Here is a 15,844-nt window from a genome sequence, read left to right as displayed (position 1 = left end):
TTTTTATTACAGAAACAAAGGAACAATGCAATAAAAAAGGAGGTTCGCATTATGACCCAAAACAACAATTCATGGAGAAAAACTTATTTTACACTTCTTGCCGGACAAGCAATATCCTTTATTAGCAGCGGTATTTTGCAAATGGCCATTATCTTTTATTTGGTTGCGAAAACTAATTCTGCAATCATATTGACGGCGGCAACACTGATTGGATTTTTGCCGCAAGCCTGTTTAGGCCCGTTTGCAGGTGCTTTTGTTGACCGGCACAGCCGTAAAAGCGTAATGATTGGTGCGGATTTGATAATTGCCGCCGCTGGCGGTATTCTGGCGCTGGTGGCGTTTTACATGGAATTGCCCGTATGGTCTATTATGGTTGTCCTGTTAATCCGAAGTGCGGGAACTGCTTTTCATTCTCCAGCATTCAGCGCAGCAACACCTATGATTGTGCCAAAAGAGGAACTTACAAAATGCGCTGGTTACACGCAGACCATGCAAGCAGTAAGTGCGATTATCAGTCCAGCTGCCGCAGCGTTTTTATATGCTGTTTGGCCTCTTAATGCAATTATATTGTTAGATATTGTGGGTGCAATCCTTGCCTGTGTGACTGTTGCGATTTCGTCCATACCAACGCCTGAACTATGTCCAGAAACGAAAAGACAACAGTTTTTACAGGATATGAAAGAGGGGTATGTGGTATTAAAGCAAAACAGGGGCCTCTTTGCTCTGCTCTGGATTGGTGTAATTTATATGTTCTTTTATATGCCAATCAGTACGCTTTTTCCTCTCATCTGTATGTCATACTTCAAAGGAACACCGGCCCATGCCTCTGCCGCTGAAATTGCTTTTGCGGTTGGTATGCTGCTTGGCGGAGTCATTCTGAGCATTTGGGGCGGTTTTAAGAAACGGCGGTACACCATCGGTCTTTCCGTTCTCCTGATGGGCGTTAGCAATATGCTCTCCGGGCTTTTGCCGCCAGACGCATTTCTTGTCTTTGTTGTGTGCTGTACTGTTATGGGAATTTCCGCTCCATTTTACGGTGTGCAAAATGCGATTTTTCAAGAAACGGTCAAACCAGAATATCTGGGGAGAGTTTTTTCTCTACTGACAAGCGCCGCTTCCCTCGCCATGCCGTTTGGCCTTGTCATTTCCGGGCCTCTGGCGGAGCGGCTGGGAGTTGAGAAATGGTTTGTCATTTGCGGAATTGGCATTATCATCGTTGCGCTTGCCGTATTTTTACTACCCGGTTTGAGAGAGATTGACAATACGCAATAATCAACTGCACCTTTTTCTATTACTAAACAAAATGCCTGGATGGTGGTTCTGAAAAACCAGAACCGCCGTTCAGGCATTTTTTATCTTCGTCCTCTCTGCGGTTTTGGATTCTTCAGCAAGTCGGATTTTTCCGCAATCTTTTTCAGCCACTTCCGTTCTTCTACTGACAGCTTCCTAAAATTCAGCTTGAGCCGTTTGCAGATAAACTGTTCCTGCGCTCCATCTGCCGAAACTCCATAAAGAACTGTTCCGACACTTCCAACTCGTGGGATTTGCCCTGCCCGTCCTTAAAGCTGATAAAATACCTTGTGCCGCTTTCCGTGGATTCCTCCCGAAGCGTGTATGCCTTAACCCTGTATGCCATCCTGTTGTCCTCCTGCAAAAAATGAGTGAGGGGATTTCCATCCCTCACCCAGTAGCCCGCAGGATGGCAGGCTGTTTTAGAAGCTATAAAATTTTCCGCAGCTTCTTCCGCAGATGGTCTAACCTCGCATAGATGGCACCAGTCGTCAAATGCACAAGCGGGGCAATCTCCTTTGTGGAATACCCCTGCATTTTCAGCAGGACGATTTTCAAGGTACGCCCGTCCACCGTGACTAATACTTGATAGAGATTTTCGCTCTCAATCTCTTCCAGTAACTCCGCAACCGTACCCACTTCCGCCTGCCGCTCCCTGCCTGCCATGTCCTCAAGATATTCCGCAACGTCATTCGTCCATCGGTAAAACCGCCTATTGGAATTGAAGTCTGCCCTGTCCGCCATGCGTATCTGCTCAATGGTCGCTTCATCAACGCCGCACTCACGCAGCAGCTTTTCCTCCGCTTCTTTCCAGATACGCCATTTCCTGTCCTCCCGTCCGTGGTTGTATGCCATTCTTACTTCCTCCAATCAGAATTGATTGAGAGGGCAGAGAAAAGCCCCCTCATCTTCCCAAAGGAAAAAACAAGGGGGCTGAACGCCTTAAATTTTAATTTTCTATTATCTTTCTTAGTTTTATTAGGATTCTGGCTTTGCGTTTGTTTACAACGCTCTGGGTTATGCCCAACCTCGCCCCGACTTCACGCTCGGAAAGTCCGTCAAAAAAGATTGCCTGTATCAGCTCCTGTTCACTATCCGACAGCAAAGGCAGGGCGGCTTTCAGCCTGTCCACCATGACCGCATTGACAACGGTTTCTGCAATGTCCACCGCTTCATCAGTGATAAAGTCCAGAGGATTCCCCTCGCTGTCCGTAAATCCGTCGAGAGATAGCAGTCTATTCTTTGTATCTAATTTTTGCAGATAACGCCACCGTTCCTTGTCACGGTAGAAGTCTGTGTATTGCTCCCTCACGACTTCAAGCAGACAGCCTTGAATGGGGATAAACAGCTTGTCCATATAGGTCTGGTCGGATTCCCTGCAACGGCAGAACTCCGTGTAGGATAATTCCACATAGCCGCCACTTTCTCTGATATATACCTTTCTTGGTGCATATTTCACCATAAATACCTCCCATCTGAATTTTTGAAATGTAAAAAATCCAGATGGAGAGGCGGAGAACGACACCGCATATCAGAAACAGCCCTACGGCACTTTCCAACAAAAATCGACAAAAGAAAAACCGCAAAGGCTCTGTGACCTTTACGGTTATAGGAAATAGTAATTCTATTGTATGGAGATTGTACTTCTACTTTCAAGGTGAGAAGTACCGTTGCACTGGCAGAAATTTTTTTAACTGGTTTCCTGCCGTTCTCTGATATGCTATGTATTGATAAATTTTGCTTCGTATGAGCAGATAGATAACTGCCCGAAAAAAGGACATAAAAAAATCCCTCCAAATTTAAAAACAAATTCAGAGGGTAATTTAGGGTATAACAAAATAACCCACCCGAATATCGTTTTTTTTATTTGGTGAGTTTGTTCTTTCAAATACGAAACAAAAAGAGCCGATGATTCGTGAATTGTTCCACAATTTCATCGGCTCTGCGTCTTAAGCGTCTGGCTCTTTGATGACAGTTATCTTCAAGTTGTCAACTTTAATCAATCTTTCTTGTCTGCATTTTGGACAATAAAGGGGATAATTCTCCAAAACAGTGTCCTTCCTAATTTTATTACGGGTTTTGCTCCCACAAACAGGACACAATATCCATTCGCATTTCATCATAATTAGTCTCTAATCCTTTCAAATCTCATTTTATATGACTTTTGCAAGCTGTTAAGCTAACTTGTTGAACATATGCCGAACCTTATCTATACGGCTATTCGGGCGGCGGGGTTGGCAAATAAATTTACCAATAGCTGGCTGGTATCCTTTTAACTCTGTCAAGCAGACTCCCTGCCCATTTGTGAAATAAGTTAAATCGTTCCTGTATTCTTGAATACATCTAGCAGGGATTTCTCCTTTCAGAATGACCTCGTCATTCTTTATCTGAGTACTTACAATATCTGCACAATACCTTGGAGCATCATGATACGCCCGTGAGAGATATTCCTGCGGTGCATAAATTTCAAAGTGGAGATATGGCTCTAATAGTTCTGTCCCTGCTTTTTTTAAAGCCTGCTCCAATACGATAGGGGAAAGCAGCCGAAAGTCTGCGGGGGTACTTACAGGACTATAATACAATCCATATTCAAAACAGATTTTACAGTCTGTCACTTTCCATCCATACAGCCCCTGCTCGCAGCCATAAAGAACCCCCTCCATAACCGCATTTTGGAACGATTGATTTAAATATCCAAGTGAAACTCTGCTTTCATACTGCACTCCGCTTCCAATAGGGAGCGGCTCTATGGACAACCCGACAGAAGCCCAGAAAGGATTTGGCGGGACTTCTATGTGGATGGTATATTCTGCTTTTCTAAGCGGTCTTTCCATATATATAACAGTAGGCTCTTTTATTTCTGCCTCCACATGATATTTTTCCTCAAGGATGGCACAAATGACTTCCATCTGCACATTCCCCAAAAAAGAAAGTATAATCTCATGCGTTGTAGTATCCACATAATATTTTAAAAGAGGGTCGCCATCTGAAATTTCTGTAAGTGCCCCAAGCAATATTTCCCGCTGTTCAGGTTTCTTTACTGCAATCGTTGTTTGGAGCATAGGGAGAGGATTTTCAATAAATTTTCTCTGCGGCAACAGCATTTCGTTCCCCAAAATACTGTTTAGCTGCAAAACATCATTTGGTAAAATTACAATATCACCAGAGCAGGCTGTATCGGATGGATATAATTCACCGTTTGTCGGAACACACATCTCTGTGATTTTTATTTTCTCTTTTTCAGATATTCTAATAACATCCCTCAAATGCAATGTTCCGCTATATATACGCACATAAACAAAACGCCGCCTTTTCTCTGAATATTCAATCTTAAAAACCTGCCCGCATAATTCAGATTGACCTTCAGGCGTTGATGAATAAAATTTACTGGCAATCACTTCTATAAGCTGCCGAATCCCCAGATTGTTTTTAGCGCTTCCGTGATAAACGGGAAATAACGTTCCGTTTTGGAATCTCCTGTTTTCTTCCTGTTCCAGTTCTGACATTTTAAACGGTTTCCCTGACATATATTTCTCTAATAGTTCATCGTTTCCCATAATTACCGCATCCCACTGTTCCATATCGTCATTGTCCGTTACATTTATATGGGGATGCTGCCCAACCTTTTGCTTCACTATAATTTCCGAAGAAAGCTTTGCTTTCATTTCCCGATATACCATTGGCAAATCAATCCCCTCTTGGTCAATTTTATTGATGAAAAAGATTGTCGGAATCTTCATTGTCTGTAGTGCATGAAACAGTATACGGGTCTGTGCCTGTATGCCATCCTTTGCAGAAACTAATAATACTGCTCCGTCTAATACGGATAAAGAACGGTATACTTCCGCCAAAAAATCCATATGGCCTGGCGTATCTATAATGTTGACTTTTACATCCTCCCACTGAAAAGATGTCACTGCTGCCTGGATAGTGATTCCCCTTTGACGCTCCAAATTCATTGTATCTGTCCTTGTTGTGCCTTCATCTACGCTCCCTAGTTCTGCAATTGCACCACTGGTATACAATAAACTTTCCGTTAATGTTGTCTTTCCTGCGTCAACGTGAGCCAGAATGCCTATGTTAATTATTTTCATGTGATTTTCCTCCTATCAACACCCAAAAAAGGGCATAAAAATACCCAGTGATAAATACTCCTATCACTGGGTAAATAACTCCAATAGCCCCAAAACACTTATATGTTTTCGGGCATATAAAATTACATGATAAAAGTATTCTTAAACTGGGTACAAAAAACTAAGCCCCATATTAAAAGTGAAACGGGACTGCTACTTTTTGTTCCCACTATCAAATTGACAGTTTATTTAAGAATACCTTGCCGCATATTTATTAACTCCTTGTATAATACTGAATCTAATTATATTCCTTAACCCTTTATTTGTCAAGCTGACAAACTAAAGCAGAAAAAGCGGCAGGATTTCCCCCTGCCACTAATCATCTGTTTATGCAAAAATAATTTCCTTTTCCACAATCTCCCTCGCACAAGCCCTTATGTTATTGAGGCATCCTGTCCATTCTAAGGCGTTTTCTGCCTTTAGCTGTTCCGTTATGCCCTGTGCCTGTTTCATACCCTCTATGAGCCTTTCAAAGCGTTCCTGTGCCTGTCTGTTGATGTCGGCAAGGTAGGCGTTTAGCCTGCCGCTTGTAAGAAGATTGGTGTATGTAACTTTACGGTACTGTTTTAGATAATCTAAATGCCGTTGCCCCCAGATGCCTATTGCCTGTTCTTCTTCGGCGGGTACAGTTAAGCACGGTATCAAATAATCCCCTTGCCTTTCGTATTTGCCGCCCAGTTCCTCAAATAATGATTTTGCCATTGTCTGTTACCTCCACATTCTTTTTTATTTTGAATGTCCGCAAAATCCGTCCTACATCGGTCCTACAGTATGAATAACATAATCGCATGGCAGATTATAGGCTTTTGTTATCTTTGCTTCTCCAGTCTCACATCCATGAAGTGTCCTGCACTCCGCCAGAAGTTCCGGTCCTGCTGCTCTGTGAATCGCACCATCTACACCACCTCCGCCAAGAAGTGAATTGTTTGCTGCATTTACGATTGCCTGCACATCTGTTGCCTTTGTAATATCACCTTTTATCGTCTTAATCAAATACATTGTTTAATATTCCTTCTCTATGTCATCATCTATTCCATACATTTTCTTGAATGCATCAAGGTCTGCCTGATTCTTGATCAGCATAACCTCTTCTATCTTACCAGTATGAATATCCTTAAATCCAGCAACCTGCTCGCCATTACATATGCTCGCCTTGATTACCGGTTTCTTATTTTCTTTATCATATAACTTTGTAACTGTCTTTTTCTTAAAAAGTCCCACTCTAAGCACCTTCTTTTGACTTTGCCATCAATATAAGTTTTTCAAATGACTGCGCAAAGCGTACATCATCATCTTCTGTACGCTTCCTTGCTCCCTTTATGTGATTCTTGTGAGAGCTGCGTCTTGCCTTTTTGTTAAGATGCCGCTCCATAAGCATCTGGTCAATATTCTCATTCGTGTACCACTTGCCGGATTGGTGAATAGCATATGCACCTTTTCCAAGTGCCATAGCAGCTACACCATAATCCTGCGATACTACAATATCCCCTTTATGGCAAATGCTGATCAGCTTATAATCTACCGCATCTGCTCCTGCACCTACCACAATCACCTCGCTGTAATCAGAATACAAAATATGATTCGTATCACACAGCAAGGTGGTTGGAATATTATATTTCTCTGCTATTTCTTCTACAATATCTACTACCGGACATGCATCTGCATCTACAAATATCTGCATTTTACCTCAAATCTGCTTTCTTCAGCTGTAATTAACTGGTGTTCGTACTTCTATAAGATTTCCTGATGGATCATAAAATCTCACAAGCTTCTGTCCACCTTCAAGTTCCGTTAACTCCGTAACATAACTTACAACATACTTGCCAGACTCCAATTTTTTAATAATACCTTCTATATCATTATCTTCAAAATAAAGTTCCGTCATATTGTTATGTGGAGTTGTAGGTATTTTTGTACTGTCATACCATACATCTACATCCTGCAACACAAGCCCCTCAGACATTATTACATTACCTTCCAGCCTTGTAATCACACGCAGTCCAAACAGTTCTTCATAAAAATCAATTGATTCGTCAATGTTATCAACAACGATCAATACATTTTTTAAACTCATATTATATATTCCTGCCTCTCCATTTCTTTTTGAATCCATGTCATAATTACATCTACAAGATAATCCTGCTGCACCTGACTTAGTTCCTTGCCCGGCTGCATTTTATGCCACTTTCGGATGCACTCCCTGCAGCATGTTGCTGTTGCGTGCTGGGCAATAAATACTGGATGTCCACGCATTGGTGTCTGTTTGCCATCATTTGCTATATATGCCGGAGCTTCCCTCTTTGCAATAAAGTCCGCAGCGTGTTGTCTGATGGTATCAAGTCCCTTCTCATTTATGTAATCAATATCTTTCTGTTTCAAGTGAAAACTGCTTCGGAACTTGGAATTATCCAACCGCTCAAATAACTGCCTGTACCATTCATCCTTAGTCATTAAAACTTCACTACTTCCGGCTCATGTGTAAATGATGAAAATGTAGCTGTCGCATTTTTAAAATAGAACACCTCTGTATTTCCATCATCTGCTGAGTACATATTCTGTAAAGATGGATAAGCATCGAGCATAGACTGTCTTGCTTCTCTTCTGTCATCTTCTACAAGTTCTCCGGCTACACGAAGCCACTCGCCATTTTTAAATGCACAGATTTCTACCTTCGGGTTTGCGTGAATCTGCTTTGAAACATCTTTTACCTTTCCAGTCTGAATATACAGCTTTCCTTCAAAAATGTGTGCTGTTCCAAAAGGTCTACAGATTATGTTTTCTGGCTCTATAATGTCAATCAGTGATTTTATTTCGGCTGCATCATTTGCCAATATCTTTCTGGTCATATTTCCAGAATACTTATCTCTGCGATAGCCCAAATTACAATTGCAGAAAAACAAATCTGGATATTTTTTCTTGTCAATTTCATTTTTACCAAGCAGTTCAAAGTATCTGACAATATTTTTATCCGTCTGTGAATCCCTTGCTTCCAAATCTACATTTTCATGGAACATCACATCTACGCCATCATTCATCTTACGGACATTTGCAATCGTACCCTTTATCTCTTCCTTTTCAGGCGGTCCAAAATCCTGACCTATCAGCATATACTTAATATGTGGTGTCTTCTTGGCGTAATCTCTCCCTTGCCAATATGTCCATAGGTTAATTTCCTGACACAAATCTTCTCCCTGACGTAAATCGCACCAGCCAAGTGTCAGGTTCTTTGTGTATATAGGATTTTTACGATATTTGTTTTTTACATTTTCTATCAGCTTGCAATAAGCTGCGGATTTTTTTACATTCATTTTATGTATATTCACCTCAAAAATTCACTGTTTTATTTTAACACTTTCCTTATCTGCTTATCCGTTGCCTCCGGATACATCTCATGCATATAATCTACAATCTGCTTCCATGAATCCTGTGGATTATCCTTGTAGCAGGAAGTCACATAATCGTATCCATAGATATGCTCAATAGATGAATACACTGCCACATCCCATCCATATTCAATACCTCTTTTATTCACTCTCTTCTTAAAATCGCAGTTGCACAGATATGTCTGCATCATAAGATTCGTTATTGCACCATCAAATCCCTTTTCTCCATCCTTACCAAATCCAGCTTGTTTTTTCAATTCATTTGAATAAATCTCTGAATCAGCATTATCTTCCATAAAATTGACCATTATCTTTTTATGCTTATTAGGCGCTTTTCCATCATCATATAATGCATCAAAATCATATCCATCCCGGCGATAATTAGCAAATACAGGAAACCAATTTTTTGATATAAATCCTGCCTTCTTATCAAAGAACTTTCCATAGACGATATCATGCCGCCTTGCTATAATAGCCCGCCACATCCATGGATCAATCTCCGGATTATCACTCCACCAGTACTCTGGAACAGTTCTTTCTTCAAGTGAAAACCCATCTATGTCATTCTTAAATAATGGTAAAAAGCCAAATTCATTTATATACTTGATTGCTTCATCTACAGAATGGATGCAATCCGGGTTGTCCCAATTCATGCCATGCATAATCCATTCACCTGATTCGTTTCCCATAATATGTGTACCTCATTACTCAGCGTACTTGTCAATCCAATTTTCGCCATCATATTCATCAATCTGTTTTACTAATCTCGTAAGATAATCTTGTAACCTGCTATCTTCTTCACTTGCATACCACACATTTGCCCGTCCAAATCCATAAGCCCAACCATTTGATTTTCTTGGGACTTCCCATTGTACCTTTCTTGATCTAATCCCTGCAGGAAGTAAGACACAATCAGATGAGTTTGCAATTGCATTGTAATATTGTATATCTTCTGGAGCAAACACTGCCTCTTGATAATGTCTGAAAACTGTAGCATGTTTATACCATCCCACGACCGTCGTAAACTTATGTGCCGGATGCTTTGCACAATAAACAACAAGCACATCATCTACTGATTCTTCTTTTTTTAATAGTTCACAACCTGCAATATTCTCAATCCGCATTTGATTTACATCTTTACCATTATGTGATTTTGTCTCGAAAAACCCCAGACAATATAAGCCCTCCTTGCCCTCCATATTCACCGGTGTAAAATTATATTTTTCATGTGCATCTCCTGTCTCATCAACATAGCTTCCACCATTTAACGGAGTATCTTTTCCATCTTCATTTCCTCGATACTCCTTCATCCACGCTATGTTACAAAAAAGTATTCTCATCATATCAACCTTCTTTTCCCTTTGAAAATGGACTCAAGTCGATAAACAATTTCTTCAATCCACTTGTGTCCTTGAACTCCTTGAATAAATACTCCAGAAGTTCTTCCTGCCTTGCCTGCCCTAATGTAAGCCGGTAAAGAGACAGAATCTTTATCAGCCTTTCATAATTAACCTCATCCTTACTCATAGGATACATTGGCACAAGCCTTTCTATTTTAACACTCTGATTTTTTCCGAAACACCAGAATGGTACAAGCTCTGACTGGTCATTCTGCTTTTCCGCTTTAGCAGCTTCAAACATTTCTGTCCATATGTCTCGCTTAAATGTGATACCATCTGCCTTACCATATTTATTCTGCTTTTTAAACTCCTTATAAGCTTTCGTGTGTTCCATATTAACCATCCTTTCTAAAATTGATCTTATGACGCAAAAAAGAGGACACCTTCTAAATTTCTTTAGAAAATGTCCTCGAAAGTAATACTTTTTTAAATTTGGAACTAGGCAATCTAGTTATTAGCATTTTACACGCTTTTTTTGACTATGCCAAAAATTGGTCAAATCTTGGTCAAAACCCATTGACCAACTATATATTTTATTACATCCAAATGCTGAAACCCTTGATTTTCCTGCATTCTTACTTATCAATAGACTTCATCGTAGGAAATACTCTCTAGTACTTCTTCATATCCCCTTATCTCGCTTTATTTCAAGGTTTTCAGGAATTTCCCACCTCTTCATCTGCCCCCATAATACTTCATATAAAAATACTGTTTTGTTGTAGTACACGTTGTACTTAGGGGTGATTTGTTGTAGTAACTTTGAACCTCTACAAACGGAGAACTTTCCTTCCCATTTGTATGATATTCATGTTAGAAGAAGTCTATCTTATTGGCTAACTCTTCTAACGATTCCTGCTTCTTGTTAAAATTAACTTCTGTGTAAATGTCTAACGTTGTCTCAATGTTTTTGTGTCCCATGATTTCCTGAATGACCTTCACATTCATATCACTCTCGCAAAGACGAGAACAAAATGTATGTCTTAATACATGGCATGAGAAATGAGGAATAATTACTGGTTCTCTATGCTCTCTCTTGGCATCAATAATTTCCTTCGCATTATATGCTTCGTAAATTCTTCTGATTGCCAGATTCACACAATGAGGATTATGGAGTGAATTCAACTTGTTTGAAAAAACAAACCCTGTATATCCATCCAACTCATAGGTACAGAAACCGTCTCTTTTCTGTCTCTCATATTCATTCTGCAAAGCATCATATACAGCGCCCATCATTGGAATATGTCTCACACCAGCTTCTGTCTTCGGTGCTGAAATACCAAAACATGCAGTGCCATTTCTCATATAATAGGTTGCTGAATGATTCACGCTAATACTACGTTTTTTAAAATCAATGTCTTTCCATGTAAGACCTGTGCATTCTCCAATTCTCATTCCAGTTCCAAGTAATGTTGCAAATAGCGGATACCAGTGATAATACTCTGGAAATGTCTTCACAGCTTCCATAAAAGCCTTCTGCTGTTCTACTGTAAGGGCATGTCTGATACCCTTATTCTTTTTACTATTCTTCTTGATTTCCGCCATCACACCATCAGATGGATTCCTTCTGATAATATCATCCCTGACTGCCATATCGAATATTGGATGTATTACTGTATGGATAGTCTCCAACGTATTGACTGCAATATCCTTATCATTCAACAAATGATAATAGAAAAGCTTAACATCCGTATACTTTACATCAGCCAAAAACTTATTACCGAATTCATCTCGAACAAATCTGTCGTACATATAAATGTAATTAGATCTTGTTGTAGCTCTAAGATTATACTTAGTGCTCATATATCTGTCGAATGCCATATTGATCGTTGCATGACCTCCAACATAATAATCCAATCCATCCATCTGCGCACGCATTAAGTCTTGTTCTTTCTCTCTAAGTGTAAAAAGATCTTTGGAATATGCGTAACAACGTTTTCCATAGGGATCAACATATGTGTATATGTACATCCCATCTAATTTTCTTTGGCTCTCTCCCTTCTGAAGAACTCTGCCTTTGTTGTCCTTCCTCTGTTTGACTTTTGCTTTTGCCATTCTAATCTCTCCTTTCTAGGAAAGGAAAGAAATTCTTCCGGTTTACTTTTCGGTCTCTTCCTTATTGTAAAGAAGGTCTAAACCATCAAGTACAACCTGCGATATGGTTTTATGATGTTCCGCTGCATACTTCTTGATTCGCTCATGGTCTTCAAGAGTAACACGAACGCCAAGAACACTCTGCTTCGGATTCTCTACTGGCGGTCTGCCATCTTTATTAGCCATAAGCTCATTCACCTCCGAATCATCATAACCATATTATATACCATTTCAATTAAATGTTCAACATTTGTTTAACATTTAATTGAAAATTTTTATCGGTATAAACCAGCCAAATCCGGAATATATTTCTTTGCCATCCCCTCATAATCTCCAGGTATTCTAAACTGTTCAAGGTATGCTTCAAAGATATCTGTATTTACAAGCACTTTATTTCCCATCTTGTAAGTTGCTCCGGCTACCTTCGCATGCTCCTGAACTCTTGTAAGACCCATACTGTAAAGTTCTGTTGCTTCCTTGTAAGTAACAAATCTTTTACGCACCTTCGGATCAGAGAGATTCTGTTTCTTCTGCTCTGTCATACAAAAAGCTCCTTTCCATAATTAGTAAGGTCTACTCAACCTTCTAATATGTACTTGGAGCCTGAAAATCGTGATTACAGAAATAGAACAAAATTTTTCGCACTTTTTTTAATTTCTTTTCAGAGTGTCATATTCTGTCATTCTCTGCCGATATAATATGCATATAAAGTGAACCACAAGTTTAGTGCATTTTCATTAAATCTGTGGTATACTCTCAACAATGTAACTTTTTAACACCTATCACGAAAGGAGGACAATCATGAAACACACTAACTCATTATCAAACAATTTAACAGCTAATAACAGAGGTCCGGTTGTCCGCTTGTACATATAGGGACTAATCTATATTTCTAATCCCTGATTGTTTTGGATTCCGGCACCTCTTATCTTTGAGGTGTTCTTTTTGTGCCTATTTTTCGGCAGCACCTCATTTCAGAAAGGAATTCATTATGAGAACAATCAATGGGGTCTATACCTCTGCAACAATTTTCAACACAAATACAACTGAACATAGTATCGATGACTATGCCATCGCTCAGCTTCAGAATTTATGCGACAACAAAGCCTATGAAGGCTGTCAAATCAGAGTGATGCCGGATGTTCACCCTGGGAAAGTCGGTACTATTGGCTTTACATCCACTCTCGGTAAAAGAGTTCTTCCTAATGTAATTGGGGTAGATATCGGATGTGGGATGACACTTGCCAAGGTAAAAGGTAAAGTCAAAGAATTTCAGAGACTTGATACCGTTATCAGAGAAAATGTCCCCTCCGGATTTGAAACTAGAAACAAAGCGTATCATAAAGCTTTAGATTTCGACTTCACTACTCTTCGTTGCTACAAGCACATCAATGAAAAAAAGGCCCTGCTTAGCCTCGGAACTCTTGGAGGCGGTAATCACTTCATCGAGCTTGACCAGGATGATAAAAATAATACTTATCTCATTATCCACTCAGGAAGCAGACACTTAGGCTATGAAGTTACTGAGCATTATCTTCAAGTAGGTCAAAAGTCTTTAAAAGAACAAGGGATTGATATCCCCTATGAGCTTACATATCTTGAAAAAACACTCATGGATGATTATCTTCGTGATCTTGCTATTGTACAAGATTTTGCAACTCTTAACAGAGAAATAATGGTCGATGAAATCGTAAAAGGCATGAAGTGGAAAATGCTCGATTCATATAGCTGTATCCACAATTATGTAGACTTTTCCTATGCGAATCCAATTATTAGAAAAGGAGCTATTTCTGCAAGAGAAGGTGAACCGGTAATTATCCCGATTAATATGCGTGATGGTGTAATTCTTGGTACAGGCAAAGGAAATCCCGACTGGAACTACTCTGCTCCTCATGGAGCCGGAAGAATCATGAAACGCGAAGATGTCAAAACAAGCTTTACAGTATCAAGCTTCAAAAGTTCCATGAAAGGAATCTACTCTTCCTGCATCAGCAGGGACACTTTAGATGAAGCCCCTTTTGCATACAGAAACATTGATGCTATTGCGGAAGTCATTACAGATACGGTAACAATCGAAAAAGTCATCAAGCCTATTTATAACTTCAAGGCCAGTGGCAACTAAACAGAACGAAAGAAGGTATTAATCATGGCGCATTACAGAGAAACACCTTATAATTACTATGTAGCATTTGGAGAAGGTCAGAAAGGCAGAGAAGCATGCCAGTCAGGATACCGTCAGCACTGCGATAAATACTACCCTCGTGCTAAAGTGAGATACATAAATAAAAAGAAACAGTATAACGAGCAAATCAATCGAAAGGAACGTTACGCATAATGTGGAGCAAAACAAGAAAGGCTCTTAATGACCGACTTACAGATTGCCTTAAAAACAGAGTCAATTACAATTTCATGGTCTACACATCCACCCCATATAAATGGTGTACTGAAATGCCGGTATTCTATATCCATGTTGATAAAAAGACCTGGTTTGCCTCAAATCCAATGTTCTACAGCGCTGCAGGAGAATATATGAATGAGCATATGAATTATGATCTATCTGGTGATGAATACTGGCAAGAATACTATGCCAAAGACCGTGACGCTGGATTATATGCTATAAGAGAAACTGGTATGGTAGACATCTATAAGCTCATGCCAAGAATCCATATATATATCAACGAGATAAATATTCACGATGCAATTAATGGCGATGATTACTTCTATCGTATGCTTGCAATTATGGACAGAAGAATTGGCAAACGCAGCATCAAGAAACTTCTCGATAATATTGAGAATGAACCATTATGGATTAAGAAATATATTTACTTAAGAGCCGGTGCTGAAGGACTTATTCCTACCATCGACTCACAAACATTACTTAAAACCGAAAGGATACAAAAGAATGATAGTACAAATTAGTTCAGGCCAGGGACCTGCAGAATGCGAACTTGCAGTCTGCAAATTATTCGAATGCCTAAAAAAAGAATACCCAGATATTAAAGAAATCAGTTCACACAAATCAAGATTCAGCGACAGCTGCACTTCCATCATGTTTGAGACGGAAGAAGATTTAAGCCATCTCGAAGGGACTGTACAGTGGATTTGCCAGAGTCCCTTTAGACCTCATCATAAACGAAAAAACTGGTTTGTAGATGTCAGCATCATACCAGAGCAGGAAGTAGTATGCACCGATCAGAACATCCGCTTTGAACGATTCCACTGTGGAGGTAAAGGTGGTCAGAACGTAAATAAAGTTGAAACTGGTGTAAGAATTATCCATATTCCTACCGGTATTACAATCACTTCTACTGCTGAAAGAAGCCAGCTACTGAATAAGAAAGATGCCCTTGAAAAGCTCGCTGCCCTTCTTAAAGACAAACAGACTGAACAGGTTAAACTGCAGATTAATTCAGCCTGGAGGGAACATACCAGAATTGTCAGAGGCAATCCTATCAGAACCTACGAAGGCAAGGCTTTCAAACTGAAAGCTTAAGCAACAGCGTAACTCACTAATAGAGTAGGAGGCGGTGACTAGCCGCCGTCCTCT

General features: G+C 39.8%; 20 protein-coding genes and 4 pseudogenes. 5 read left to right on the top strand and 19 right to left on the bottom strand.

What is annotated here, in order from left to right:
* Positions 1-51 precede the first annotated feature (51 nt).
* Positions 52-1,272 (top strand): MFS transporter, encoded by a 1,221-nt coding sequence (locus tag BIV20_RS00120; RefSeq protein ID WP_002584949.1) that lies wholly within the window; start codon positions 52-54, stop codon positions 1,270-1,272.
* 80 nt (positions 1,273-1,352) lie between these two features.
* Here BIV20_RS00120 and BIV20_RS00115 read toward each other — a convergent pair.
* The 19 genes and pseudogenes from BIV20_RS00115 to BIV20_RS00025 all read right to left on the bottom strand — a co-directional run.
* Positions 1,353-1,478: pseudogene (locus BIV20_RS00115) on the bottom strand (helix-turn-helix domain-containing protein); the annotation flags it as partial.
* 2 nt (positions 1,479-1,480) lie between these two features.
* A pseudogene (locus tag BIV20_RS00110) lies at positions 1,481-1,636 on the bottom strand (sigma-70 family RNA polymerase sigma factor); the annotation flags it as partial.
* 83 nt (positions 1,637-1,719) lie between these two features.
* Positions 1,720-2,145: a sigma-70 family RNA polymerase sigma factor gene (locus BIV20_RS00105; RefSeq protein WP_000323895.1), complete on the bottom strand. Its 426-nt coding sequence runs from the start codon at positions 2,143-2,145 to the stop codon at positions 1,720-1,722.
* A gap of 94 nt (positions 2,146-2,239) precedes the next feature.
* Entirely contained in the window at positions 2,240-2,749 is a 510-nt protein-coding gene (locus tag BIV20_RS00100; protein ID WP_105116765.1) for a sigma-70 family RNA polymerase sigma factor, read from the bottom strand.
* Positions 2,750-3,239: 490 nt separating this feature from the next.
* Positions 3,240-3,410 (bottom strand): cysteine-rich KTR domain-containing protein, encoded by a 171-nt coding sequence (locus BIV20_RS00095; RefSeq protein ID WP_004614788.1) that lies wholly within the window; start codon positions 3,408-3,410, stop codon positions 3,240-3,242.
* A 54-nt stretch (positions 3,411-3,464) separates the two neighbouring features.
* Positions 3,465-5,384: a tetracycline resistance ribosomal protection protein Tet(O) gene (gene tet(O), locus BIV20_RS00090; protein ID WP_075721707.1), complete on the bottom strand. Its 1,920-nt coding sequence runs from the start codon at positions 5,382-5,384 to the stop codon at positions 3,465-3,467.
* Positions 5,385-5,750: 366 nt separating this feature from the next.
* The gene (locus BIV20_RS00085) at positions 5,751-6,125 is read right to left on the bottom strand and encodes a TnpV protein (protein ID WP_001129922.1); all 375 of its coding nucleotides are present in this window, start codon (positions 6,123-6,125) and stop codon (positions 5,751-5,753) included.
* Positions 6,126-6,179: 54 nt separating this feature from the next.
* Positions 6,180-6,422, bottom strand: a pseudogene (locus BIV20_RS00080) (macro domain-containing protein); the annotation flags it as partial.
* A 3-nt stretch (positions 6,423-6,425) separates the two neighbouring features.
* Positions 6,426-6,644 (bottom strand): aspartate dehydrogenase, encoded by a 219-nt coding sequence (locus tag BIV20_RS00075; RefSeq protein ID WP_075721708.1) that lies wholly within the window; start codon positions 6,642-6,644, stop codon positions 6,426-6,428.
* A 1-nt stretch (position 6,645) separates the two neighbouring features.
* Entirely contained in the window at positions 6,646-7,104 is a 459-nt protein-coding gene (locus BIV20_RS00070; protein WP_075721709.1) for a YaiI/YqxD family protein, read from the bottom strand.
* 21 nt (positions 7,105-7,125) lie between these two features.
* Positions 7,126-7,497 carry a VOC family protein gene (locus tag BIV20_RS00065; protein WP_075721710.1) on the bottom strand — a complete coding sequence of 124 codons (372 nt, stop codon included), beginning with the start codon at positions 7,495-7,497 and terminating at the stop codon, positions 7,126-7,128.
* On the bottom strand, positions 7,494-7,874 hold the full coding sequence (locus BIV20_RS00060) for a DUF4186 domain-containing protein (RefSeq protein WP_075721711.1): 381 nt from the start codon (positions 7,872-7,874) through the stop codon (positions 7,494-7,496). The genes BIV20_RS00065 and BIV20_RS00060 overlap by 4 nt, the downstream gene beginning before the upstream one ends.
* A pseudogene (locus BIV20_RS16655) lies at positions 7,874-8,191 on the bottom strand (pyridoxamine 5'-phosphate oxidase family protein); the annotation flags it as partial. The gene BIV20_RS00060 and the pseudogene BIV20_RS16655, both read right to left, overlap by 1 nt.
* A 572-nt stretch (positions 8,192-8,763) precedes the next feature.
* Positions 8,764-9,495, bottom strand: a complete 732-nt coding sequence (locus BIV20_RS00050; protein WP_075721712.1) for an AlkZ-related protein — start codon at positions 9,493-9,495, stop codon at positions 8,764-8,766.
* 15 nt (positions 9,496-9,510) lie between these two features.
* The gene (locus BIV20_RS00045) at positions 9,511-10,149 is read right to left on the bottom strand and encodes a hypothetical protein (protein ID WP_083655274.1); all 639 of its coding nucleotides are present in this window, start codon (positions 10,147-10,149) and stop codon (positions 9,511-9,513) included.
* A 1-nt stretch (position 10,150) separates the two neighbouring features.
* A complete protein-coding gene (locus tag BIV20_RS00040) occupies positions 10,151-10,540 on the bottom strand; it encodes a hypothetical protein (RefSeq protein ID WP_242939869.1) in 390 nt (129 codons plus the stop codon).
* 476 nt (positions 10,541-11,016) lie between these two features.
* On the bottom strand, positions 11,017-12,258 hold the full coding sequence (locus BIV20_RS00035) for a site-specific integrase (protein WP_075721713.1): 1,242 nt from the start codon (positions 12,256-12,258) through the stop codon (positions 11,017-11,019).
* Between the two features lie 42 nt (positions 12,259-12,300).
* A complete protein-coding gene (locus tag BIV20_RS00030; protein WP_075721714.1) occupies positions 12,301-12,483 on the bottom strand; it encodes a hypothetical protein in 183 nt (60 codons plus the stop codon).
* An 89-nt stretch (positions 12,484-12,572) separates the two neighbouring features.
* Positions 12,573-12,839: a DUF6462 family protein gene (locus BIV20_RS00025; RefSeq protein WP_075721715.1), complete on the bottom strand. Its 267-nt coding sequence runs from the start codon at positions 12,837-12,839 to the stop codon at positions 12,573-12,575.
* Positions 12,840-13,288: 449 nt separating this feature from the next.
* On the opposite strand from BIV20_RS00025, the gene BIV20_RS00020 reads away from it, so the two are divergent.
* The 4 genes from BIV20_RS00020 to prfH are packed head-to-tail and all read left to right on the top strand — an operon-like array spanning position 13,289 to position 15,790.
* Complete coding sequence (locus tag BIV20_RS00020) at positions 13,289-14,419, top strand: RtcB family protein (RefSeq protein ID WP_075721716.1); 1,131 nt, start codon at positions 13,289-13,291, stop codon at positions 14,417-14,419.
* Positions 14,420-14,443: 24 nt separating this feature from the next.
* Positions 14,444-14,632 (top strand): hypothetical protein, encoded by a 189-nt coding sequence (locus tag BIV20_RS00015; RefSeq protein ID WP_075721717.1) that lies wholly within the window; start codon positions 14,444-14,446, stop codon positions 14,630-14,632.
* Complete coding sequence (locus BIV20_RS00010; RefSeq protein WP_075721718.1) at positions 14,632-15,216, top strand: SF0329 family protein; 585 nt, start codon at positions 14,632-14,634, stop codon at positions 15,214-15,216. The genes BIV20_RS00015 and BIV20_RS00010 overlap by 1 nt, the downstream gene beginning before the upstream one ends.
* Positions 15,200-15,790 (top strand): peptide chain release factor H, encoded by a 591-nt coding sequence (gene prfH, locus BIV20_RS00005; protein WP_075721719.1) that lies wholly within the window; start codon positions 15,200-15,202, stop codon positions 15,788-15,790. Before BIV20_RS00010 ends, prfH begins: the two co-directional genes overlap by 17 nt.
* Positions 15,791-15,844: the final 54 nt, after the last annotated feature.

Source organism: Roseburia sp. 499, assembly GCF_001940225.2.
In the GTDB taxonomy this organism is placed as follows: domain Bacteria; phylum Bacillota; class Clostridia; order Lachnospirales; family Lachnospiraceae; genus Petralouisia.
This window is presented reverse-complemented; position numbering and strand designations above follow the sequence as displayed.

Coding starts and splice junctions, on each gene's coding strand:
- BIV20_RS00020 (WP_075721716.1), top strand. CDS start 13,289: ATGAGAACAATCAATGGGGTCTATACCTCTGCAACAATTTTCAACACA.
- BIV20_RS00085 (WP_001129922.1), bottom strand. CDS start 6,125: ATGGCAAAATCATTATTTGAGGAACTGGGCGGCAAATACGAAAGGCAA.
- BIV20_RS00015 (WP_075721717.1), top strand. CDS start 14,444: ATGGCGCATTACAGAGAAACACCTTATAATTACTATGTAGCATTTGGA.
- prfH (WP_075721719.1), top strand. CDS start 15,200: ATGATAGTACAAATTAGTTCAGGCCAGGGACCTGCAGAATGCGAACTT.
- BIV20_RS00045 (WP_083655274.1), bottom strand. CDS start 10,149: ATGATGAGAATACTTTTTTGTAACATAGCGTGGATGAAGGAGTATCGA.
- BIV20_RS00065 (WP_075721710.1), bottom strand. CDS start 7,497: ATGAGTTTAAAAAATGTATTGATCGTTGTTGATAACATTGACGAATCA.
- BIV20_RS00010 (WP_075721718.1), top strand. CDS start 14,632: ATGTGGAGCAAAACAAGAAAGGCTCTTAATGACCGACTTACAGATTGC.
- BIV20_RS00060 (WP_075721711.1), bottom strand. CDS start 7,874: ATGACTAAGGATGAATGGTACAGGCAGTTATTTGAGCGGTTGGATAAT.
- BIV20_RS00120 (WP_002584949.1), top strand. CDS start 52: ATGACCCAAAACAACAATTCATGGAGAAAAACTTATTTTACACTTCTT.
- BIV20_RS00030 (WP_075721714.1), bottom strand. CDS start 12,483: ATGGCTAATAAAGATGGCAGACCGCCAGTAGAGAATCCGAAGCAGAGT.
- BIV20_RS00035 (WP_075721713.1), bottom strand. CDS start 12,258: ATGGCAAAAGCAAAAGTCAAACAGAGGAAGGACAACAAAGGCAGAGTT.
- BIV20_RS00095 (WP_004614788.1), bottom strand. CDS start 3,410: ATGAAATGCGAATGGATATTGTGTCCTGTTTGTGGGAGCAAAACCCGT.
- BIV20_RS00025 (WP_075721715.1), bottom strand. CDS start 12,839: ATGACAGAGCAGAAGAAACAGAATCTCTCTGATCCGAAGGTGCGTAAA.
- BIV20_RS00070 (WP_075721709.1), bottom strand. CDS start 7,104: ATGCAGATATTTGTAGATGCAGATGCATGTCCGGTAGTAGATATTGTA.
- BIV20_RS00105 (WP_000323895.1), bottom strand. CDS start 2,145: ATGGCATACAACCACGGACGGGAGGACAGGAAATGGCGTATCTGGAAA.
- BIV20_RS00050 (WP_075721712.1), bottom strand. CDS start 9,495: ATGGGAAACGAATCAGGTGAATGGATTATGCATGGCATGAATTGGGAC.
- BIV20_RS00040 (WP_242939869.1), bottom strand. CDS start 10,540: ATGGAACACACGAAAGCTTATAAGGAGTTTAAAAAGCAGAATAAATAT.